The organism is Pseudomonas marginalis (assembly GCF_900105325.1).
Lineage (GTDB): Bacteria > Pseudomonadota > Gammaproteobacteria > Pseudomonadales > Pseudomonadaceae > Aquipseudomonas > Aquipseudomonas marginalis.
On sequence record NZ_FNSU01000003.1, the window covers coordinates 2381266 to 2403168 of the forward strand.

The following is a 21903-nucleotide window of genomic DNA, read 5'->3' on the forward strand; positions in this document are numbered from 1 at the left end:
CCCGCCCATGCTGATCGAGCGACGCCCATCTGGTCGGCAGCGCTGGCGCGCGGTGTATCACCGGCTGCCGTTGCCGGCCAGCGCGAAAAAACTCCTGGCAGTCATCTACCGACGTGCACTGCTGCCCGCTGTGCGCGCACTGCGCGGCGTACTGCAACCGATGAAAACCTTCGCCGACCCAGCGCCGTCGTCTCAGCCTGCGCCTCAGCCACAACAGGCCGGACTGGCGGATTACATTATCTGGGGCGCTATCGACTGGGACTTGCGCCACCAGCGCCCGCAGCAACTGGCCCAGGTACTGGGCGCCACCGGGCGGCGGGTCATCTACGTATCGGCCTCGTTGATACACGCCCCCCAGGCCGGCTTTGAACTCGAGTCGCTGGACCAGACCCAGCGGTTGTTCCAGGTCAAGCTGTTTGCCCGTGGTGCACCGTTTATCTACGCCGCAGCGCCTGACGCCGCACTGGTTCGGCAGCTGTGCCGCAGTATTGGCGAGGTACTCCTCTGGGCCGGCTCAGCCCGGGTCATTTCACTGGTGCAGCACCCTTTCTGGTGCGACATCGCCGGTGAATTACCCAACAGCCGATTGATCTACGATTGCATGGACCATCATCAAGGCTTCGGCGACAACGGCCCAAGCATCCTGCAGCTGGAGCAACGGCTGGTGCGCAACGCGGACGTTCGGCTGTTCACCTCCGATTGGTTGGCCGAGCAATGGCCGGCCCAGGCCAATGAAACTCGCGCCATCCTGCGCAATGCCGCCGACTTCACCCAGTTCTGCACCCCACCTGTCTCGATCTACCGGGATCGCTTGCAACGTAAGGTGATTGGCTACTACGGCGCCATTGCACACTGGTTCGACCAGGCACTCGTCGCCCGCATCGCCGAGGCGTTTCCACAGCATGTGGTGCTGCTGATCGGCGCCGATACGGTGGGCGCGCGGGCGCAATTGAGTGGCTATGCGAACGTAGAATTCACCGGCGAAGCGCCCTATGCCACCCTGCCCTATTACCTGCATGGCTTCGATGTGGGCATCGTGCCGTTTCACATCACGGCACTGACGCTCGCTACCAACCCGGTCAAGGTCTACGAGTACCTGAGTGCCGGGAAACCGGTGGTCTCGGTCGACCTGCCAGAAATGCAACAATTCGGCTCCCTGGTGCAGGTTGGCCGCGACGGCCCGGCGTTCATTGCCGCAATCACGCGGGCATTGCTGCCAGCGACGACCGAACAGATTGCCCAGCGTCAGGCGTTCGCTGCCCGGCAAACCTGGACACACCGCGCCGATGCGCTCATCACCCTGGCCGAACGCCGCGACCACGCGGCACGCATCAGCGTGATCGTCGTGACCTACAACAACCTGGCGCTGACGCGGGCGTGCCTGGACAGCCTCGAGCACGACAGCGAGGGGCCTGAACTGGAAATCATCGTGGTGGACAACGCATCCAGTGACGGCACCGCTGAATTTCTCTCGCAATGGGCGGCCGACAGCGGCCAGACGATCGTACTCAACACCGACAACCGCGGTTTCGCCGCCGCGAACAACCAGGGCCTGGCGATCGCCAACGGTGAGTACCTGGTGCTGCTCAATAACGACACGCAGGTTACCAGCGGCTGGGCGAGTACCTTGCGCCGGCATTTACAACGCAATCCCGAGCTTGGCCTGATTGGCCCGGTGACCAACAACATCGGCAACCAGGCCAGGATCGACATCGACTACACCAACCTCGCAGACATGCCACAAGCGGCTCGGCGCTTTACCTGCCGCCACCTTGGCGAGGTGGTCCGGCTGCCGACCCTGGCGTTCTTCTGCGTGATGATGCCGCGCAGTACCTACACGCGAATCGGCCCGCTCGACGAAGTGTATGGCCGTGGATTCTTCGAGGATGACGACTACTGCCGACGTGTCGAACACGCCGGCCTGGTGAATGCCTGCGCCCGCGATGTGTTTATCCATCACCAGCTTTCGGCATCGTTCGCGCTCATGAACCAGGATGAACGCCAAGCCCTGTTCGAGCGCAACAAGGCGATCTATGAAGCCAAGTGGGGTCCGTGGGAGCCCCATGAATATGAGTAACTAACGCAGGTCGTCCTGTGACAATAAAAATCCCCTGGGCGCGAAGCCAAGATCCCGGGCAGCCTCGGTATGCTCGAACACCAGGTCCTGGTTCATGCGCTGCGCCATCGCCGCCGACCAATGGCGGTAGCGTGGCAGTACTCGCAACAGCCACAACGTCATCCGGAACACCCAGAGCGGCACCGTGAGAAAACGCGGGCGGCGCTTCTGCGCGGTGAACACGCGGGAGACCATCTCCCGATAGGGCAATGTTTCTGCGCCGCTGAGGTTGTAGGCATGGCGGCACACCTGGGGTGCCTGCAACGCACGCACACAGGCGCTCGCCACATCCTCGGCATGCACGGGTTGACGCAGCCCCATCGCGCCCCCCAACAGCGGGAAAAAGCCGAAGCGCCGAATAAAGCTTGCGATCTCGGTGATGTTTTTGTCGCGGCCCTGGCCGTAGATCAAGGTCGGACGCAGGATGCCCCAGTGCACCCCGTGGTCCTGCGCCCACTGCTCAACACGCGCCTCGGCATCGCCCAACAGGTTGGCGAGGCGCCGCTCTGCGGAGTCGACGGAGTGGCTTTTGCTAAAGCGACTGGTGGAAGACAAGGCCACGACTTTGCGCGCTCCGCAGGCCTGCAGCAGCGCAAAATGCTGCGGCAGCGTCCAAATCGGTGCCACGCAGATCCAGTAGGGAATCGGCGCGGCATACGCGCTTACACCCGTCTCAGAAAGCCGTTGCCAACTGACCGTGTCACTGTCGCTGCCGTGCCGGGGCTGGCGGGAAAAAGCGACGACCTTGAACTGTTCGCGCACAAGCAACGCAAGCAGGCAGCGGCCTACCAGGCTACTGGCCCCCAGCACACCGACCGTGACCTCAGGCATGCCCACCCCGGGATCGTCCCAGCAACCAATTGAATCCATGGTAGATGCAGACCAAACCGAAGCGCAGCCACACCCCCAGGACCACCCACCACCACAACCCCTTGGGGTAGTTGACCCTGAAGAACTTTGCGTAGAACCGCACCATCCCTCGGTGTTTGTGCCACTCGACAAAAAACGGTCGATTCCGGCTACAGGCGCCCCGCCAGTGCATGACGCGCGCCTGTGGCACAAACACGACGCGCCACTGTTTCAGCTTGAAGCGCATGCACCAGTCCAGATCCTCGCAATGCAGAAAATAGCCTTCGTCCCAGAGGCCCACAGACTTCAACGCTTCACGCTTGACCAGCATGCAGGCACCGGAAATGGCTTCCACCGCGGCGGGCTCGGTGGGCAGCGGCTCACGATGCAACAGGAAGTCGGCGCACAGCGTGGGAAACACTCCATCCAGGCGCGATAAGCCAAAAGCCCGGACGAATGCTCTCCTGGGGGTCGGAAACACCCGACGCCCGCCCGGCTGTTCGGACCCATCGGGGTTGCATAGAAAGCCCCCCACCATGCCCGTGGCGGCATCCGCGTGCAGCGCTTCCATCATGCCCTGCAATGAGCCCGGCAGCAGGACACAATCCGGGTTCAGGAACAACAATGCGCCGGCACTCGACACCCTCACACCGGTATTACAGGCCGAGGCAAAGCCCATATTCCGCTGATTCCGGATGATGCTCAGGCGCGTATCGGCCAGGCACCCATCCAGGTACGCCAGGCTGCCGTCACTCGAGGCGTTGTCCACCACAATCACCCGCCGCGCGCCTTCCCTGAAGGCCGACGCCACGCATTCGCCGAGCAGCGTGCCGACGTTGTAGTTGACGACGATCACGTCGCAGTCATGGATGAAGCGTGGCGGCATCAAAACGCGCTTCCCATGAGTGTTGCAGTGCAAATGCACGGGCTTGATCCGCATTGCGCTCACACTGCAAGGCGGCCTCGGCCAGCCCGGCAATATCGCTGTGCGAGTGACTGATGAAAACACCCGGCAGCCCTGAACGGCCATGCATCTCGCCGAAGTCAGTCGAGATCACCGGCAATGCCAGGCCGCGGTATTCGTAGTACTTGATCGGATCGACCGACGCGGTGAGCAGGGTCTTTTTGAAAGGAATCAAGCCCACGTCGAACTCGGCCATGGCGGCCAACGCCGCGCCATGATTATCGGCAGGCAACACCACTACGTTGCTAGGCAAGTGCGCGGGCACGGCGCCGAAGATCGGCCCCATCAAACGAATTTCATCGTTGGGCCTGGCTTCGGCCAAAGCCGCCACCCAGGCCCAGTCAAACCAGGTGGCCAGGGTGCCCACGTAGCCAAAAACCTTTCGACTCGATGACGTCGACGCCCGCTTTACGGCAGAGATCGCCGCCAAGTCCAGGCCGTTCAGCACCAGGCACACCTCGTTGCGATAACGCCGCCACTGCGCGTCGAGCACGGAACTCGACGTCCAGATGACGTCCACGCGCTGGGCGATCAGCCGCTCACGGCGCGCCAGGGCCGATCGCGAGAGGCCGGTATAAAACGCCGGGAAATCGTCCATCGCGTCATACAAGGACGCGCAGTGACGAAGCCGCTGCAACAACAGATGTGCCAGGACCGAGGGCTTGCCGACCACGAGCAAGGCTGGGGAGGCGTGGGTGAATTGATCGATCCTGCTCAATGCATGCCGCCAGCAAAAGCGGTTCACCCAGCCCGAGCCCGGTAGAGGTTCTATCGGTAGACCGCCAGGCTTGATCAACGTGAGCCATGGCGGCGTACCGCTGGATGGACTCGTTTGCGCGCAGGGCGCAGCCGCCTTGAGATCGCTCCATCTGGGCAGCCGCGTGGGATAAGGATCGACCCAGAGCACCGACGCCCCTGTGCGGCTGTGCACCCAATTGACAAACTTGTGCGGCCGCTGGGCGAAGCTGTGCCAGGGCAACGGCGAGAGAAATACCAGGCGCTTCAAGAAAAGTGCTCGCGCAGGACCTTCACGATACGCCCGGCAGCCTGCCCATCGCCGTAGGGCGAAACACCTCGTACCATGCCACGGTAGGCCGATTCATCGTCAAGCAGGCGCTGCGCCTGCTCGATGATACGTTCATAGTTGGCCCCCACCAGCTTGACGCTGCCCTGCTCCACCGCTTCCGGGCGCTCGGTTTCATCCCGCATGACCAGCACCGGCTTACCCAGCGCCGGCGCCTCTTCCTGGACGCCTCCCGAGTCGGTCAGGATGAAATACGCCGCTTTCATGGCGGCGATGAACGCCGCGTAACCCAGCGGCGCGCACAGCCTGAAGTTCGGTATACCTGCCAGGCACGCCTGGGCGACGTCCTGGATATTCGGGTTCGGGTGCACAGGGTAGAGAAACTGAACCCCAGGGTTGTTCTCGGCAAGGGTGCGCAGCGCTCGGCAGATGTCGAGAAACGGCGCGCCAAAATGCTCCCTGCGATGGGCCGTCACCAGCACCAGGCGCTTGCTCGGATCAAGATCAAGGCCGATCTCCACCTCACTGGCCGCGGTCATGAGCAGGGCATCGATCACCGTGTTGCCCGTGACGAAAATGTCCCCACTGGCTACGCCTTCTTTCAGCAGGTTTTGCCGAGTGCCTTGCGTTGCCGCGAAGTGCCAGTGCGCTAATTTACCGGCAATGACCCGGTTGGCTTCCTCGGGGAACGGATGCTGCAGATCCCACGTGCGCAGGCCGGCCTCAATATGCCCCACCGGTATACGCCGATAAAAACAGGCCAGGGCACAGGCCATCACCGTGGTGGTATCGCCTTGCACCAGAACCGCATCGGGCCGTTCTTCGAGCAGGACAACATCCAGCTTGAGCAATAACTGCCCGGTCAGGGTGGCCAAGGTTTGATTGGGTCGCATGACGTCCAAGTCGATATCGGGCTCGATGCCGAAAAACGCCAGGACCTGATCCAGCATGTCGCGATGCTGTGCCGTGGCGACCACACGCACATCGACCCAGCCCTGCTGCTTCAAGGCCAGAATGACCGGGGTCATTTTGATCGCTTCGGGACGCGTTCCGACCACGCAAAGAATTTTTTTTACCGACACATCAAGCCTATTTCCCTATTCGATAAGTGGCTGAATCGCTCAGGCGTTCAAGCTCATGCTCACGCACATTCCGCTGTGCTGTTTTGATGCTGTAATGGTGAAAATCCGGACTGCGGACAGCGAGAGTGCGGCGTCGAGACAGGTTCGTAGCGGGTCTCGACGCCCATACTGCAGCATAGACACAGACTGCAATACCTGCACGGTGGATGGACTAAAGGACGGCCTGGTCCCGAGGAATTCCCGCAAATCTACGCCAGGGAATGAGCGCACCGGTTCATGCCTGATGAGGGTGCTCTGGAAATGACGTGACCGACCCGTCGTTCGAGCCTGAAGAACGGCCAGTTACAGTGCATAACAGGCCAAGGCGGCTATCCGTTTTTTTGCAGCGTCTGTGAAAACGCCTGCTCAGGCCTGGCTGATATCCAGCAATCGAGGCATGGCGATCGCCAGATAGTCCTGCGTATCGAGCACCATCGACGCATCCAGCCGCCCCGCGTTGAAGGCTATTTCGGCGTAGCCTGTGGTCAAGGCCGGATCGACGATCAATTGAATCCGCTCATCGAAAACAAAAGGAGGGATGGCGCCGATCCGGCACCCGGTCAGTTCCATGGCGGTTTCGGCCTTCACCAGCTCGGCTTTTTTCCCGCCCAGGGCCGCTCCGACTTTCTTCATGTCCAGCTTCTGGTCGCCCGGCAGTATCACCAGCGCATAGGGGCCGGCCTGGCCCTTGAGGGCGCAAAGCATGGCCTTCGCGCCTTGGCCGGGCTCGGTGCCACGGATTTCGGCGACGCGCGCCGACTGGCCCTCGGCATCGTGCATCAACACCCGGTAAGAGGCTGAGCGGGCATCGAGTAATGCCACGAGGCGATCAAACATGGGATGCATGGAGTTTTCCTCTGGTTTACAGGAACAGGTCGTAGGACAGCTTGCTGATCAGAATCACCAGTAACACCAGGAATAGAGCCCGGACAAAGGGCACGCCTTTATGAACCGCCAGCCAGGTGCCGGTGAGCGCGCCCAGGATGTTGAATGCCGCCATGGGGATTGCGATCAGGTAGAGCACGTTACCCGTCGGAATGAAGAATATCAGTGCCGCTACGTTGGTCGCGATGTTCACTAGCTTGGCCGATGCCGAGGCATGGAGAAAGTCGAAGGCGAAGCAGCGGATAAACAGGAAGATCAGGAAGCTGCCAGTGCCGGGACCGAACAGACCATCGTAGAAACCGATGGCGCCGCCGATGACGATCGCCAGCAGTTTTTCCTTGGTACCGATGCGCATGGGTTTGTGCAGGGCGCCGAAATCTTTTTTCCAGAAGGTGTAGATCGCCATCAGCACAATCAACACCAGCACCGCCGGCCGGATCATCGACTGGGGTACGAACGACACCGTGGCGGCTCCGAAGAAGGCCATGACAAAGGCCGCGCAGGCGGCGGGGATCACAAGTCCCCAGTCGATCACCACCTTGCGCACGAAGGACCGGGCCGCGAATGCGGTACCGCAGGCGGCCGCGACCTTATTGGTACCCAGCAGCGCCGCCGGTTGAGCGGTGGGTAGCACGTTGAATAGCGCGGGAATCTGGATCAGTCCGCCGCCGCCCACCGCCGCATCGATCAGGCCGGCGGCGAAGGCGAACACGCAAAGGATGACAATATCGACCATGAAATCAGGCTCTGACTATGTAGGGTTGATGAGGGTCCAGCGGCACCACGCGTGCCGGATCATTGACCCCGAAGACACGCAACATCCAGCGATCACGGCCGTCGTAGCGGGGGGTAAAACCATCCCGGGCATGCAGGGTTTGCTGGTTCTTGAAGATCAGCATGTCCCCTGGTTGCAGCATGATGTGGTGCACGACATCGGGATGATTGGCGGCGGCGGCAAACAGCTGGAGGGCAAACTGCGCAGGGGCGCAGGTCGCTTCGACACTCGCTTTGTTATAGCGGCAATACAAGCCATCGGTTGCGCTTCTGTAGAGCAAGGGGACGTTTTCCAGCACATTCCCCTGCTTGCCGAAGGAGGCCGGTCGGCGAACGGTGAAGTTCGGTCGTGACAGTTCTTCTTCGACGTAGGCCGGCAGAATGGCCAGCACCTCGTCAATGGCGACGATGCGCGTCGGCACCTCGAGCTCGCAGCGCAGGCCGGTCAGGGACAGGTACTCCGGACAGGCCGACAACTGCGAGACGGGTTCGCAGGTCAAAGGCAGGTGAGGGTTGTCGACATGCATGTCCAGATCCGCGCGCGAGCCATAGGAGCTCTTTTCGGTCTCTCGCTTGCGCTTGGGCGATACGTGACGGAACACGGTGTCGGTGCTTTCGCCCTCGTACGCCAACGGACGGGTTTGCAGAGTGTGCAGCACGGACAAAATAGCCCCGGCCAGAATCGACAGGTTCTCGATACCCGGCTCCAGGTCATAGGGCGTGGCAGGCAGTTGCGGGTCCAGCGGCAGCCCCCTGACGATCATCGCCACGTCACGGGCTTGTGGAAAATTGCGCAGCTGCTGGATTTTCTCGGTGCCCAGGACACTTTCCAGCAACCGCCCCAGGACCGGCATGCGGCGGATACCCGAGGCGCTATCGGTCACGTCCAGCGATGCCAGCCCGGCCTGAAGTGTGCGTTGTTCTTCCAGCGACAGATGAATTTGCGGTATCTCCCGTCGGGTCGAAGTCACTGATTTTTTTTCCAGCCTTTCATGAATGACTTCATCAATACACGCTGCGGCTTTCCCGATTACTTCATCCAGCTTCGACACGTCCTTGCGCTCCTGTTTGCACCATCCTTGTGGGTTGAACGGGAAGGTTAACGGAAGGGCCTTTTTTGTGTTGCAATGCCGCGTTGTGAAAAATGCAATGAGGTGGAAAGTGGCATTGAATATGTTGGGGGAACTTGAAGCCTTCGCGACCGTGGCTCGCAAGCGCAGCTTCGTCGCCGCGGCACGGACGCTGGGGCGCTCCCCCAGCGCACTGACCCGTGCCGTTCAAGCCCTGGAGGAAAGTGTGGGGCTCAAGTTGTTCAATCGCTCGTCCAATGCCGTGAGCTTGACCGAAGCGGGCGAATGCTTATTGCCCCACGCGTACAAAATGCTCGATCTGCAACGTGAGGTGGATGAAGACCTGGCCGGTCTCAGCGGCCTGGCCTCCGGCTGGATCCGTTTTTCCGCCCCCGAGGTGCTCGGACACGGGGTATTGCCCCGGTTGATCGCGCAATACTGCGAGCGTTATCCAGACGTTAACATCGATGTGATTTTCACTGATGAGATCATCGACCCGGCCAAGAGCAAGCTGGACTTCTCGATTCGCGGTGCGTTTCCACAATCCAGCGACCTGATCGGCTTTGCGCTCTGGAGTTACTCACGTTACCTGTATGCCAGCCCCGGCTACCTGGAGCGCAACGGCATGCCCGACTCCATCGAGACACTGGAGTCGCATTCGCTGATCCTGCATACGGCGCCGCGGATTCTCAAGGAGTGGAATTTTCGCAGCGAGGAGCAGGCCATCAGCTTTCGGGTTCATCCAAAATTTCGTTTCAGCTCTGGCCTGGCAGTATTCCAGGCAGCCCTGGCGGGCGTCGGGATCGCCCGCCTGGCGGATTGGATGGCGGAACCCGAAGTGGAAACTGGGCGCCTGCTCCGGGTGTGTCCTGAGTACAAGCTCACCTCCAGCAGCGGTGAGAGCCCACAGATGCACGCGGTATACCCGGCCGGAAACTTGCCGCTGCGGGTGAAGGCATTGATGGAGATGATCCGTGGCTTAGGTGAAAGCCTCGAATGTAAACGCGGCTCAGCACCTCTATGAAGCCGGCCCTCACGTCGCTGTGAGGGGGATTCATTCAAGCATTCTGAATCGCCCCGGCACCGTAGACATCTCCAGCCTGCCAGGCTACGTTCATTAATGAGGCGTCATGGGAGGAAGATAGAGGGTGTAAGCGCTGACCTTAGATTCCTTGTTCAAACGCTATATTGGGCTCCACTCCAAGTACTCCCGCGGGCAAGCAAAGCGTGTGTTACTCGGCGATTCAGCCATCCAATTTGGTCATGCCAAAATCACAATGGAAGTCACGGAGCAACTGAGTGACTGGCTCTCCCATCAAGCTCACACCAATGCAGTTGCAATCTTTCTGGAACGCCAGGCAAATCCCAGCACCATCAGCAGCCCTAGCCCCGCCACTGCCGCTCCAGCCAGGGAAATCGCCGGATAACCTAGCCCTGCATTGATCACCGCACCGCCCAGTGCCGCACCAATCGCATTGCCGAAGTTAAACGCACCGATGTTCACCGCCGAGGCCAGATTGGGCGCGTCCTTGGCAGCTTCCATGACGCGCATCTGTAGCGGCGGCACCAAGGCGAAACTGGCGATACCCCATATCAGGATGGCAACGGCCGCCGGCAGCGGCCAACGCATCAGTACCGTAAACGCCAGCAACACGAGAATCAGCACGCTCAGCGAAACGATCAGTGTGCGATCTATCGAGCGGTCGGCGGCCTTGCCGCCCCACATGTTGCCCAGTGTCAGGCCCACACCGAACAGAACCAGCATGGCGGTTATGTAGGCGGTGGACGCGTGGGTCTCGCTGCTAAGGATCGGCGCGATGTAGGTGAAGACGGTAAACATTGCGCCCGAGCCGACTACCGTGAGGGCCAACGCGCCCAGCACCGGGCCACGGCCCAGTACGCGAATTTCGGCCATTACACCGACGCCTGGCGGCGCCTTCAGGTTGGGCAGGGCGAACCATAACGCGGCCATGGCGACCACGCCGAGGCTGGTAATGCCCCAGAATGCAGTGCGCCAACCGAACATTTCGCCAAACCAGGCGGCCAGCGGCACACCGCCAATGGTCGCCAGGGTGAGGCCCATAAACATTGCCGCGACCGCTCCGGCACGTTTCTCAGGGGCGACCACGCTGGCAGCAACGATAGAGCCAACGCCAAAGAACGCACCGTGGTTCAGTGAGGTCACCACCCTGGCGATCATGAGGCTGTAGTAATCGGTCGCCAGGGCTGACATCAGATTACCCAGGGTGAAAATCGCCATGAGTCCGATCAGCAGATAGCGCCGGGGGATCCTGCCGGTAGTCAGGGTCATCAGCGGCGCGCCGAGCAGTACACCCAAGGCGTAAGCACTGACCAACAGTCCCGCAGCGGGAATAGAAACGCCGAGATCCGCAGCGATGCCCGGCAACATGCCCATGGGGGCGAACTCGGTAACACCGATGCCAAAGGCACCTATGGCAAGTGCGACAAGTGGTGGATTGATACGCATGGAAGGCTCCTTATCTATGCCGCCAATGCTACGATCCAGCGTTTTAAGGCGGTAGATAGCATTTTTGGCAATCACCTATGCGTAAGGGGCACAAATGGACTTCAACGGCAGATCCGGTGACATGCTCGTGTTCGCCACCGTGGCGCAGGAAGGCAGCCTATCGGCTGCCGCGCGTGCATTAGGGCTCACACCCTCGGCGGTCAGTCGGATCATCGCGCGTACCGAACAGCGCCTTGGCACCCGACTGCTGTTGCGCACCACCCGAGCGATCAGCTTCACTGCCGAGGGCGAGGCTTTCCTGCGCGGCGCCCGGCGTATCCTGGCCGATATGGCCGAGGTGGAAGAAGCCATCGCCGACCAGGGCGTACCCAGGGGCCGATTGCGGGTCAGTGCCGCCCTTGGCCACGGGCGGCTGGCCATCGTTCCCTTGGTGGCGGCATTCAGCGCCCGCCATCCGAACATCTTGTGTCGACCTCACCCTCGGCGACGAAGTGGTCGATATTCTCGGCGGCCAGGCCGATGTGGCGGTACGTTTTGGCCATCTGCCCGACAGCCCGCTGACCGCGCGCAGGATCGGCGACACCGGCCAGGTAGTGGTGGCATCGCCCGAGTATCTGCAACGCCACGGCATCCCTCGCGAACCGGAAGACCTGCTACGGCATAACTGCCTGCGCTTCAACTTCCGGCGTGCCGAACCCAACTGGCCGTTCATCCGCGACGCAAGAGAGTTCTCCCTGAAGGTCTGCGGCAACATCGAATGCAGCAGTGGTGAAGCGCTGGCACAACTTGCGCGAGTAGGTGCGGGCATTGCGCGTATCGGCGAGTTCAGCGTGAGCGAGGATCTGCAGCGCGGTGACCTGATACCGCTGCTGGAAGCCTGGAACCCCGGCGACCGGGAACCGATTCATGCGGTGTTCGTAGGCGGCTCGGCAATGCCGGCGCGGGTGCGACTGTTCGTAGACTTCTTGCTGGAGCATCACCGGATGTAAGCGGTGGCGTCAGCTGATTGAACGGATCATTGGAATGGATCAGTGAGAGATTAGGAATGCAGGTGTGCGAAATGACCTGGTCGGCCCGGGTCTCGTTGTTCGCGATCAGTTGATAGGTTCCACCGGGCGCCTCGTGCGATAGCGCATAGAACGACGACAGCGACGGCTGATTATCCAGATCGATGAGCAGGGTACGGATCCCTGCATCGGCGCAGAACGCGCCCAGATTGACGCCAACCGCAGTTTTACCCGGCCCGCCTTTGGTTGAAACGACCGCAGTGACTTTCATGATATTGACCTCGGAATCGTAGGATTTGAGGTGCATTCATGCGGGTCACGCTGTGCGCTTTGATCACCCCGGAAAAATCCAAGGCAAAAAAAGCCTGCATCGCTGCAGGCTTTCCTTATCTGGCTCACGACCTGGACTCGAACCAGGGACCCAATGATTAACAGTCATTTGCTAGCTGTTAGTCGCAACGGTGCCACGGAAGAACGTGGTGGATATATAGGGTTACTGCATAGCGTGCGCTGTATGAGCTCAGCACGCCACGAAAGTTAGTCGTGTTGGATTGGGTTGTCAAAGCGTGGCAAAGCAATGACTTGTAGGAAAAGGAGGCGGCAGCAGTCAGCTAACGGGCCGTCTCCAATGCGTGTCTGAGCGGTTCGACTGCCAGATGGCGTTACTCCAAAGTTGTGGCAATTCGTAGCTACAGTACTAAAGGACAGACTATATTTAAAATTACTAAACCACCAAAGAATGGAATCGTGAGCTGACATCGTTTGCTGACGCCCTATCCAGCAGCCTTCCCTACCTACAATGACAGAAGAAAGTCCTTCCAACCGCGTAAAGCTCGTTCGAAGTCATCCAAACTTATAGTTATTGAGAAGTCCTCATCATAAAGTGAATAAATTTTAACTCCACTTTTCGAAATATGGGTTGCCCAGGCATCGCGGGCCCATTCAGTGGAGACCTCATCCTCTCGCCTCACTGCTATCAATCTATTCAGGCCCTCGTCTAGCCAAAGAATAGTTTCGACAAAAGGTCCCCCTCCATCGTCGATCAATAGGCAAGCAAGAATATCTACATCATCAGGCCCCAACGCATCCGTGCTACACCAAGGTATTGCTACCCCAGTTGATTCTTCCAAAAAAACTGAATACTCATCTTACTCCTTACATCAATGGATATAAGGTCGGCTTTAAGACTCACCAACCTCATCTTGACTCCACTAAAACCGGCTACAACTCAAAAACCCATGACTATTTTCTTTAACTTTGACCACAGTAGGCAGCGAACCAGCACACACTTAACTACGAGATAGCCAAATAGTAAAAACGTTGCCTGACCCCACCACTCACTAAAAACACCACACCTCCACTCTAGTTGACTAGCGGACAGGATTATTTATTGCGCTAGCGCTAGCACTAACCCAAAACCCAAAACCATATATTCCACGCACAAAATCTTCGTGCAACCGCCATTGACCAATGTCACTGAAGAGGCTTGCATTTTATAACTGATAGACCTTGAGCAAGCACCTCAAACCCCGTACCACCATAGTCTTTCAGACTATATTTAACACCCTTAAGTTGATCAGCCGAGACATCATCCATTTCAATTTCGCTCAAGTAAAAGCTCCCACACACTTCAGGAATTTTTTAGCAGTGAACCCCCGTAAACCCTAAAACAACTTCAAACGCCGACTGTTCAGACTCATAAAGCATCTCAAGGTCAACTTTATAAGCATCAATTATTTGCCCGCCATTTTCACGCTGCACGCTGAGCCCCAACACAAGATTTAGATTATAAAAATCAAAATCAGAAATAATGAAAAGCGTTTTCAACGCCTTCAAAACTTTTTTCAAGTGCTCGCATATTTTCTTCCTTAATAATAAGGATGCACGCCAGGTCTCGTGCCCTTAACGTTCTGATTCCTGTCCACATCTCGCACATGATGGTGAGGATTTGGATGAGCAAATAGGAGAAAATAGGGGCCAGACCAACACTCTCATTTTTAAATGAGTAACTCTGCTGGGCTTTATAAAAACGTGGTCTGCCCCCGATTTCTCACCCCGATTGCTCCACGGCTCGGTAGCTCGTTTTTAATCGGATGGTTATTTACTTTTCTGAGCGACCATAAGTGCTCGATCAATCATCTCGGAAGTAACGTAAGGCACAAATCCCATCCTATCACCCATCTCAAAACTCTTCTTATACTCATCTAAACGCCCAGTATCACCAGCCATTGCTAGTGCAGCCAAATGTCGGATTGGCATTGCACCTTTAACATCTGTTGGCAGCGCTCTATAAACCCTCAACCCCTCGTCAATATTTTGAGAGCGAGCCCAAGAGATAGCCTTATCAGACAACCTAATAATGTCATCACTAGAAAAACTCGAAAATTTCTCCGGAGCTCCATTACTAACTATAATTAGAGCATTGCTACTGTCATCACCAAGTATAAAAGAAACAGCCTCAGAAAATTCTCTAGACGAAATGGAGGGCATAAGCGAAACTCGAAAATGGTCCGAGCGCTTACCTACAGATGGGATAACCTGAAGTTGAACCTCTCCGACATCGGCGAGGCAAAAATAATCACCAACTTCATCCTTATTACAAACCCAGCCCTGCTCCTTCAAGATGGAAACAATATCTTTTTCTTTCATTATTTGGCACCAGGAAAAATTCATAATCTCAATGGAAATTCCGTTAGGATACCCTTGCTCCTTTAACGGCACACCCGACTTCAGGCCAAAGCTTTCAGCCACTTTTCCCCTAGAAATTGAATTCCCATTTTTTATTTGAGGGGAAATCTCGGACTGACGAATACTTATGTCCGCACTCCCTAACTTAACCTCAATAACCCTAATGCAAATAGGGTGCAAAAACACCGGCGCAAGGCCGGTGTAGAAAGTGTCAGATCAAGTGAAACTTCTACAACTCACCAAATTTCATGGGTCTCGGCTCTGTAATTCTTTTCAATACGCTCAACAAGCAATGGCGCGCTGATAATTCCTCTTGTGGAATCCTTCAGCTCTTCCGAGCTAATCTTTCTCTCCAGCCGAAGTGCTTCGCTTCCATTCCAAAGCCAAATAGAGCCTCCCGGCCCGCCATTCCTGGAGCGGAACGTAGGAAACATTTGTAACCTTTCGGGAACTGGAACATTTGCCACAACGGATAGAAACCCTTGATTTACCGCACTTTGAACAACTAAGAATGCGGAAAATTGTGGTTCACCATCAACAACAACCGAAAAATCTATTGGGTGTTAATTATGAAATCTGGGAAAAACACGAATTAAAAAACCAAAGTCCGGATGCTTATGAGTAACTTGCGCATATGCGACACCCTGCGAGGTTAACACCTGCAAAATGTCGCCCAGTTGTATCTTCTTAGCCATTTAAAATCCTTCATATCCAGCTTTTTTCAGCAGCTCGGCGCCGCGAATCAAACCCTGCTCATACTTAGTCGGGTTTTTGACAGACGATATAGAGTTGATCATATTAATTAACGTGTCGCCATCTTTACCAAGGCCATGGTAATCGATCAGTATTTGCTCGACTGCCCGTGCGTCAGCACGTAGTAGACAATTACTGTCGGCTACACGAGGCCAGACAAAGCTTCTGCGTAACACTCAAATTTTTCGATCGCCTCTAAAACTGCTGGCGTGAATGGAGCCACTTAAAAATCTCCCCCTTCTTTGCTGACCTATGGCGATTTAAAAAGAATCAGCATGGAGGCAATAGATTCGTAGGGGTTGCTTAGGGGCCGGCTCTGTTTCTGGAAAATTAATATTGTCCTTTAGTGTAATCGCTGAGATCGCCTAAGCACCGCCCCTGTAAGCGCAATATGCAGCAATTACTGTTCGTACAAAGCCTAACAAATCCCTAATAATCGAAGATCCTCAACAAGGTCTGCTGCCTCTTCCGGAGTCAGCTCTTTCAGCATAGAGGCAAGGTCAATCTGCTCGATCAGCTTTAAGGCAGCATCCATATGATATTTCCTGACACTCTCGGAAGATCGACCCGCAGAAAGAACAAGGGCTAAAACTTCAAGCATCAACTTCTCAACTGGCAGGTCGAAGGAATTTTCAAGTTCACTATAGGCAAAGCCTACTTCGCTTTCACCTTCGACCCAAGCGCTTCGATGCCTAAGCTTTACTCTGCAGTAGCTGTAGTAACTGCCCAAAAACCAAGCCCTGATTTCAGCGTAAGTCACTCTTTCTTCCATCACGGAGTCTTCCTTGGTGGACGCAACATGACGCCCTGATTATCGAAAATATTCACAGTGATATTAGGATACTTCGCCCTGAACTGCTCGGCTACATTTAGACAGCTTGCACAGGCCGCTTTCTCTGTCAGGATATTTACGGTTCCTTTGGCTGAGGTGTTTCTCCCTAACTGATCAGCTATATTGTCTAGAATTTTGTATTCTGTATCAATGTCTCGACGAACCATATCACCTGCCTTGTTAGGCACCGAGTCAGCCACAAAATTCCCACTGCCAGAGCCAATAAGCCCTTTGCCAGAGTCAGCGACCGAGATCTGACTGTGTGCAGCCATCTGATTAGGTACTCCAGGAATATCTATTTCCGCAACTGCTACGTTACCGCTGCGCCGCAAATCGGACGGTAACTTAGCTCGAACATCCATAACCCGTTGGGCCATAGGAGCAATGTCGATCTCATTCCCTTTCTCAGCTTTCTCCTTCTCGGCCTTCTCCTTCTCAGCCTTCTCCTTCTCAGCCATCTCCAGCACGATGGAGCGAGCGCCTTGGGTATCGATAAGAATCAGATCAAAGTCCTGCTCGAAAGCCGGCAACAGATTCTTGAGACGAAGGCGCCCGTCAGCAGCATGGAGCAACAAATTTCCCAGCTGATTGAACGAATCATTGGAATGGATCAGTGAGAGATTAGGAATGCAGGTGTGCGAAATGACCTGGTCGGCCCGGGCCTCGTTGTTCGCGATCAGTTGATAGGTTCCACCGCGCGCCTCGTGCGATAGCGCATAGAACGACGACAGCGACGGCTGATTATCCAGATCGATGAGCAGGGTACGGATCCCTGCATCGGCGCAGAACGCGCCCAGATTGACGCCAACCGCAGTTTTACCCGGCCCGCCTTTGGTTGAAACGACCGCAGTGACTTTCATGATATTGACCTCGGAATCGTAGGATTTGAGATGCTTTCATGCAGGTCACGCTGTGCGCTTTGATCACCCCGGAAAATCCAAGGCAAAAAAAAGCCTGCATCGCTGCAGGCTTTTCCCTATCTGGCTCCACGACCTGGACTCGAACCAGGGACCCAATGATTAACAGTCATTTGCTCTACCAACTGAGCTATCGCGGAATGCGCCGTATGTTACTGATTGAAAAGGAGAAGTCAAGCTTTCCCTGACGGCCTGGACGATTAATCCGGATGACCGGTTGAAAGCTGCTGCTCCTTGGCCAGGTCCAGCCAGGCGCGCACGGCGGGTGGCAGGTGGGCGCTGGCGCGCCAGGCCAGGGCGATGTGCCAGTCGGTGTGGGGTTCGTCGAGAGGGATCAGGGCGATGCCTGCGTGTTGATGCTTGTGCGCCAGCATGCGGGGCAGGAAGGCGACGCCGAGGCCGGCGGCGACCAGGTCGACGATGAAGTCGATCTGCCCGCTGCGCGCCGCCACGCGGGGTATCACGCCTTTGCGCTCGCAGGCGGCGAGGATCTTGGCGTTCAGGGCGAAGCCGGCTTCGAACAGGATGAACGGCGAGTCCGCCAGGTCGGCGAAGTCGATGCGTTGACGCTGGGCCAGGGGGTGGCCCTTGGGCAGTACGGCCATCAGCGGTTCGTTGCGCACGGGCTGATAATCGAAACCTGCATCCACCGGCAGCAGCAACGCAGCGAGGTCGACCTCCCCCGCTTCCAGGCACTCGCGCAATCTCTTGCTACCGTATTCGGTGAGTTCGATGTCGATGTCCGGATAACGACTGCGATAGGTGGCAAACATCGTCGCAAACAACACCCCGCACCCCACCGGTGGCAGGCCGATGCGCAACACGCCGCGCTTGAGGCCGCGCAGGTCGTTGATCTCGGCGACCAGGTCATGGTGTTCGGCGAGCAGTACCAGGGCGCGGCGGTAGGCGATCTCACCCGCAGCGGTGAGTTCGTTGCGGTGACCCAGGCGATCGAGCAGCGGCATGCCGAGTTCTTCCTCCAGGGTCTTGACTGCCTTGCTCACCGTGGATTGGGTCAAGGCCACCACGTCGGCGGCCTGGGAGAATCCGCCCTGGCGCACCACTTCGACGAACGTGCGCAACGTTCTCAAGTTCATGGGTATTCCTTTAGCGACTGGTATCTAGCGATAAAAGTTGTTTTTATCATGACAGATATTTGCCTATCCTGACCCGCCCAGCCTTGTGGAGACACGCTTAATGATCATCTCGTCCGCCTCCGACTACCGCGCAGCGGCCAAACGCAAGCTGCCGCGCTTCCTGTTCGACTACATCGACGGCGGTGCCTACGCCGAGCACACGATGCGCGCGAACAGTTCGGACCTGGCCGAGATCAGCCTGCGCCAACGCGTGCTGCGCAATGTCGATAACCTCAGCCTCAAAACCACGCTGTTCGGCCAGGCCCTGGACATGCCGGTCATCCTCAGCCCTGTCGGCTTGACCGGCATGTATGCGCGGCGCGGCGAAGTACAGGCGGCAAAGGCGGCGGCGAACAAGGGCACCCCCTTCTGCCTGTCGACAGTGTCGGTGTGTTCGATTGAAGAAGTGGCGTCGCAGAGCCCGCAGTCAATCTGGTTCCAGCTGTATGTGCTCAAGGACCGGGGCTTTATGCGCAATGCCCTGGAGCGGGCCCAGGCGGCGGGGGTCACCACCCTGGTGTTCACCGTGGACATGCCCACGCCCGGTGCGCGCTACCGCGATGCCCACTCGGGCATGTCCGGGCCGTTCGCGGCGCAGCGGCGCATGTTGCAAGCCGTCACCAAGCCGCAATGGGCGTTCGACGTAGGGCTCATGGGCCGCCCCCACGACCTGGGCAATATCTCCAGGTACCTCGGCAAACCCACTCACCTGGAAGATTACATCGGCTGGCTGGCCAATAACTTCGACCCCTCCATCAGTTGGAAAGACCTGGAGTGGATCCGCGACTTCTGGAAAGGCCCGATGATTATCAAGGGCATCCTCGATCCTGAGGACGCCAGGGACGCAGTGAGTTTCGGCGCCGATGGCATCGTGGTTTCCAACCATGGCGGCCGTCAGCTGGACGGTGTGCTGTCCACCGCCAAGGCTCTGCCACCAATTGCCGATGTCGTGGGCGATGACCTGACGGTGCTGGTGGACTCCGGCATCCGTTCCGGGCTGGACGTGGTGCGCATGCTCGCCCTCGGCGCCAAGGCGTGCCTGCTCGGACGCGCCACCGCCTATGCACTGGCCGCCGACGGGCAACACGGGGTAGAGAACCTGCTGGACATCTTCGCCAAGGAAATGCGCGTGGCCATGACGTTGACCGGTGTCACGTCCATCGACCAGATTGACCACAACACGCTGGTGCAATCAGCCAAATAACTGACGTCAGTGCTGAACGGCCGTTTTTTTACTGTAAAAACGGTCTTTGATTTGTAAGGTTTTTTATTTATTTAAACGAAATGGCACGAATCTCGCTCTAACACCTTCCAAGCAGGTCAAGCGATGACAAGACGTGCGGCAGTGCCCAGGGGTTATAAACCCCCAGTAAAGCGGTCTAAACTGTTTCCAATGTTTTACGGAACTGAAGGAACAGTAAGACGCCTGGCATTTGCCACTCTCATCCAGCCTGTAAGACAGCTAAGTGCTTAGAGGCCGTTTGCTTATGAAAACCCCCACCCAGACCAACGCAATTGACTTCGACAGTGCAAAATTGCAACGCCTGGGCTTTGGTCAGCCATCACTCGTACCTCACCGCCCGACGACCGTCGCACAACTTCGCCAGCAACTGGGGATGCAATTGCAGACCAGCCTGGAACCGCAGCGTATCCTCGCGGTGTTTTTCCGTGAGATCCAGCGCCTGGTCCCCCTGGATGCCCTGCAATATCGCCACGAAACCAGTGACCTGCGCCTGGAGTTCGGCCACCGTGGCCACCACTCGGTGAGCTACAGCCTCAGCCACGAAGGCGAGCACCTCGGCGAGCTGGTCTTTCGCCGCAACCAGCGCCTGCTGGAAGAGGAACTCGGCCAGCTCGAATCACTGCTGTCGACCCTGCTCTACCCGATGCGCAACGCCCTGCTCTACCGCGTCGCCACCCGCAGCGCCCTGCGCGACCCGTTGACCGAAACGGGCAACCGCATTGCCATGGACCAGACCCTGCAACGGGAAATCGACATGGCGCGCCGGCACCTGAACCCGCTGTCCCTGCTGATGCTGGACATCGACCACTTCAAGACCATCAACGACACCCACGGCCATGCGGCCGGCGATAACGTATTGCGCGCCGTCGCCGGAGCGATCAAGAGCCAGTTGCGTAACGTGGACATGGTGTTTCGGTTTGGCGGGGAAGAGTTTCTGATCCTGCTGTCCAACACCGGCCGGGATGCGGCGGCCATGGTCGGTGAACGCCTGCGCCAGGCGGCACAGGCCCAGGATTATTGGGCGGAAGGAAGACGGATCGAATTGACGGTGAGCCTCGGTTGTTCGACCTTGCTGGCCGCCGAGTCGGCCGAGAGCCTGTTGCGTCGCGCCGACAGCGCCTTGTACGTGGCCAAGCGCGAAGGCCGCAATCGCCTGGCAATGGCGGGGTAAAACCCCGCCATCCCCGTTACATCACGCTTCGCTGGCGACGCGCAAAGGGCGCTCGCGCACAGCAGCGCTCGCCGGTTTTTCTTTCTCCAGGCGCATGCAACTTTCCAGGAACAGGTACATATAGTCGTAGCTCTTGCACACGGCCTGGCACAGCTCTGCCTGCAGTTCCCTGGTCGGGTTCATCCCGGCCAGTGTGCAGATGATTTCCAGGGCTTCCCAAGGATGGGCGTCGTCGTACTGGGCGTGCATCTTCAACCACTTCATCGCACGCTTGCGCTCTTCCTCGGGAAAGGCTGCCGCATACACGCCGGTGGAGCACACCACCGCCGACCATTCCCCCGTCGCCCCCTCAATCGCATAGTTGGTCGCGGCAATGGCCACGATCAACGAATCGGCCGAGCTGGTGTGCCAGCACCAGTGGCTCAGCGCATGCAACTCCGGCGGCACGTCCTGGGCCTGCAGTTCTTCGAGGCTGACGCCATGGGCACGCGCCCAATGCACCCAATAGTCCGCGTGGTTCAGCTCCACACGGATATTGCGCATCAACCAACGGCGCGCCATGTCTTCCCCCGGATGGCGGGCAAACTTGGTCTTGGTGAGGTTCTGTGCCATGTACAAGGCAAACTGTTCCACCACGGGCCAGCCACCGATCAGGTAGTGACGCATGGTCTTGGCGCTGAGCGTGTTGTCACGCATGCGTTGGTACAGTTCGTGTTCGACAACCCGGCGCTTGCTCTCGCTGCAGTCCTGGATCAATTGCTGAGCCCAGGCGGGGTAGCTTGAGGCTTCCATAAGCGGGCCGGTTCTGCTGAATGTGTCGATCACTATTAAGGCTCCTTTTTAAGTGTGATTTACAGACCGGCAA

The 21903-nt window shown here is 57.7% G+C and carries 19 protein-coding genes, 2 tRNA genes and 2 pseudogenes; 5 read left to right on the plus strand and 18 right to left on the minus strand.

What is annotated here, in order from left to right:
- Positions 1-7 precede the first annotated feature (7 nt).
- Complete coding sequence (locus BLW22_RS20190) at positions 8-2077, plus strand: glycosyltransferase (protein WP_074847366.1); 2070 nt, start codon at positions 8-10, stop codon at positions 2075-2077.
- Here the strand turns inward: BLW22_RS20190 and BLW22_RS20195 are convergent, their stop codons facing one another.
- From BLW22_RS20195 to BLW22_RS20225, 7 genes are all read right to left on the minus strand, one after another.
- Positions 2078-2947 carry an NAD(P)H-binding protein gene (locus BLW22_RS20195; RefSeq protein ID WP_074847367.1) on the minus strand — a complete coding sequence of 290 codons (870 nt, stop codon included), beginning with the start codon at positions 2945-2947 and terminating at the stop codon, positions 2078-2080.
- Entirely contained in the window at positions 2940-3851 is a 912-nt protein-coding gene (locus BLW22_RS20200) for a glycosyltransferase family 2 protein (protein ID WP_074847368.1), read from the minus strand. Before BLW22_RS20200 ends, BLW22_RS20195 begins: the two co-directional genes overlap by 8 nt.
- Positions 3829-4935, minus strand: coding sequence for a glycosyltransferase family protein (locus BLW22_RS20205; RefSeq protein WP_074847369.1), 1107 nt, complete (start codon positions 4933-4935; stop codon positions 3829-3831). The genes BLW22_RS20200 and BLW22_RS20205 overlap by 23 nt, the downstream gene beginning before the upstream one ends.
- A complete protein-coding gene (gene wecB, locus BLW22_RS20210) occupies positions 4932-6035 on the minus strand; it encodes a non-hydrolyzing UDP-N-acetylglucosamine 2-epimerase (RefSeq protein WP_074847370.1) in 1104 nt (367 codons plus the stop codon). Before wecB ends, BLW22_RS20205 begins: the two co-directional genes overlap by 4 nt.
- 405 nt (positions 6036-6440) lie before the next feature.
- Complete coding sequence (locus BLW22_RS20215; protein WP_027603983.1) at positions 6441-6920, minus strand: YbaK/prolyl-tRNA synthetase associated domain-containing protein; 480 nt, start codon at positions 6918-6920, stop codon at positions 6441-6443.
- Between the two features lie 16 nt (positions 6921-6936).
- Positions 6937-7695 carry a sulfite exporter TauE/SafE family protein gene (locus BLW22_RS20220; RefSeq protein WP_027603982.1) on the minus strand — a complete coding sequence of 253 codons (759 nt, stop codon included), beginning with the start codon at positions 7693-7695 and terminating at the stop codon, positions 6937-6939.
- Between the two features lie 4 nt (positions 7696-7699).
- Positions 7700-8704, minus strand: coding sequence for a TauD/TfdA family dioxygenase (locus BLW22_RS20225; RefSeq protein WP_235865601.1), 1005 nt, complete (start codon positions 8702-8704; stop codon positions 7700-7702).
- A gap of 190 nt (positions 8705-8894) precedes the next feature.
- Between BLW22_RS20225 and BLW22_RS20230 the strand changes: the two genes are divergently transcribed.
- Entirely contained in the window at positions 8895-9827 is a 933-nt protein-coding gene (locus tag BLW22_RS20230; protein WP_065947611.1) for a LysR family transcriptional regulator, read from the plus strand.
- Positions 9828-10124: 297 nt separating this feature from the next.
- Here BLW22_RS20230 and BLW22_RS20235 read toward each other — a convergent pair whose 3' ends face one another.
- A complete protein-coding gene (locus tag BLW22_RS20235) occupies positions 10125-11291 on the minus strand; it encodes an MFS transporter (protein ID WP_074847371.1) in 1167 nt (388 codons plus the stop codon).
- Between the two features lie 94 nt (positions 11292-11385).
- On the opposite strand from BLW22_RS20235, the pseudogene BLW22_RS20240 reads away from it, so the two are divergent.
- A pseudogene (locus BLW22_RS20240) lies at positions 11386-12280 on the plus strand (LysR family transcriptional regulator).
- 10 nt (positions 12281-12290) lie between these two features.
- Here BLW22_RS20240 and BLW22_RS20245 read toward each other — a convergent pair.
- The 9 genes and pseudogenes from BLW22_RS20245 to BLW22_RS20290 form a co-directional block, all read right to left on the minus strand.
- Positions 12291-12569: pseudogene (locus BLW22_RS20245) on the minus strand (ParA family protein); the annotation flags it as partial.
- 120 nt (positions 12570-12689) lie between these two features.
- Positions 12690-12778 (minus strand) — tRNA-Ser (locus BLW22_RS34875).
- Positions 12779-13771: 993 nt separating this feature from the next.
- Positions 13772-13909: a hypothetical protein gene (locus BLW22_RS35450; protein WP_235865602.1), complete on the minus strand. Its 138-nt coding sequence runs from the start codon at positions 13907-13909 to the stop codon at positions 13772-13774.
- Between the two features lie 30 nt (positions 13910-13939).
- Positions 13940-14146 carry a hypothetical protein gene (locus BLW22_RS35455; RefSeq protein ID WP_235865603.1) on the minus strand — a complete coding sequence of 69 codons (207 nt, stop codon included), beginning with the start codon at positions 14144-14146 and terminating at the stop codon, positions 13940-13942.
- 249 nt (positions 14147-14395) lie between these two features.
- Positions 14396-14947: a DUF6990 domain-containing protein gene (locus BLW22_RS20260; RefSeq protein WP_074848222.1), complete on the minus strand. Its 552-nt coding sequence runs from the start codon at positions 14945-14947 to the stop codon at positions 14396-14398.
- A gap of 1210 nt (positions 14948-16157) precedes the next feature.
- Entirely contained in the window at positions 16158-16511 is a 354-nt protein-coding gene (gene imm2, locus BLW22_RS20270) for an Imm2 family immunity protein (protein WP_074847373.1), read from the minus strand.
- Positions 16511-17431 (minus strand): deaminase domain-containing protein, encoded by a 921-nt coding sequence (locus BLW22_RS34145; protein WP_083381381.1) that lies wholly within the window; start codon positions 17429-17431, stop codon positions 16511-16513. Before BLW22_RS34145 ends, imm2 begins: the two co-directional genes overlap by 1 nt.
- A gap of 121 nt (positions 17432-17552) precedes the next feature.
- Positions 17553-17628 (minus strand) — tRNA-Asn (locus BLW22_RS20285).
- Between the two features lie 60 nt (positions 17629-17688).
- Complete coding sequence (locus BLW22_RS20290) at positions 17689-18585, minus strand: LysR family transcriptional regulator (protein WP_074847374.1); 897 nt, start codon at positions 18583-18585, stop codon at positions 17689-17691.
- Positions 18586-18685: 100 nt separating this feature from the next.
- Between BLW22_RS20290 and lldD the strand changes: the two genes are divergently transcribed.
- Together lldD and BLW22_RS20300 are read left to right on the plus strand one after the other, a co-directional pair.
- Positions 18686-19828, plus strand: a complete 1143-nt coding sequence (gene lldD / locus BLW22_RS20295; protein WP_074847375.1) for an FMN-dependent L-lactate dehydrogenase LldD — start codon at positions 18686-18688, stop codon at positions 19826-19828.
- Between the two features lie 283 nt (positions 19829-20111).
- Complete coding sequence (locus tag BLW22_RS20300; RefSeq protein ID WP_074847376.1) at positions 20112-21038, plus strand: GGDEF domain-containing protein; 927 nt, start codon at positions 20112-20114, stop codon at positions 21036-21038.
- Between the two features lie 21 nt (positions 21039-21059).
- Here BLW22_RS20300 and BLW22_RS20305 read toward each other — a convergent pair whose 3' ends face one another.
- Complete coding sequence (locus tag BLW22_RS20305) at positions 21060-21830, minus strand: iron-containing redox enzyme family protein (protein ID WP_413038081.1); 771 nt, start codon at positions 21828-21830, stop codon at positions 21060-21062.
- Positions 21831-21903 lie beyond the last annotated feature (73 nt).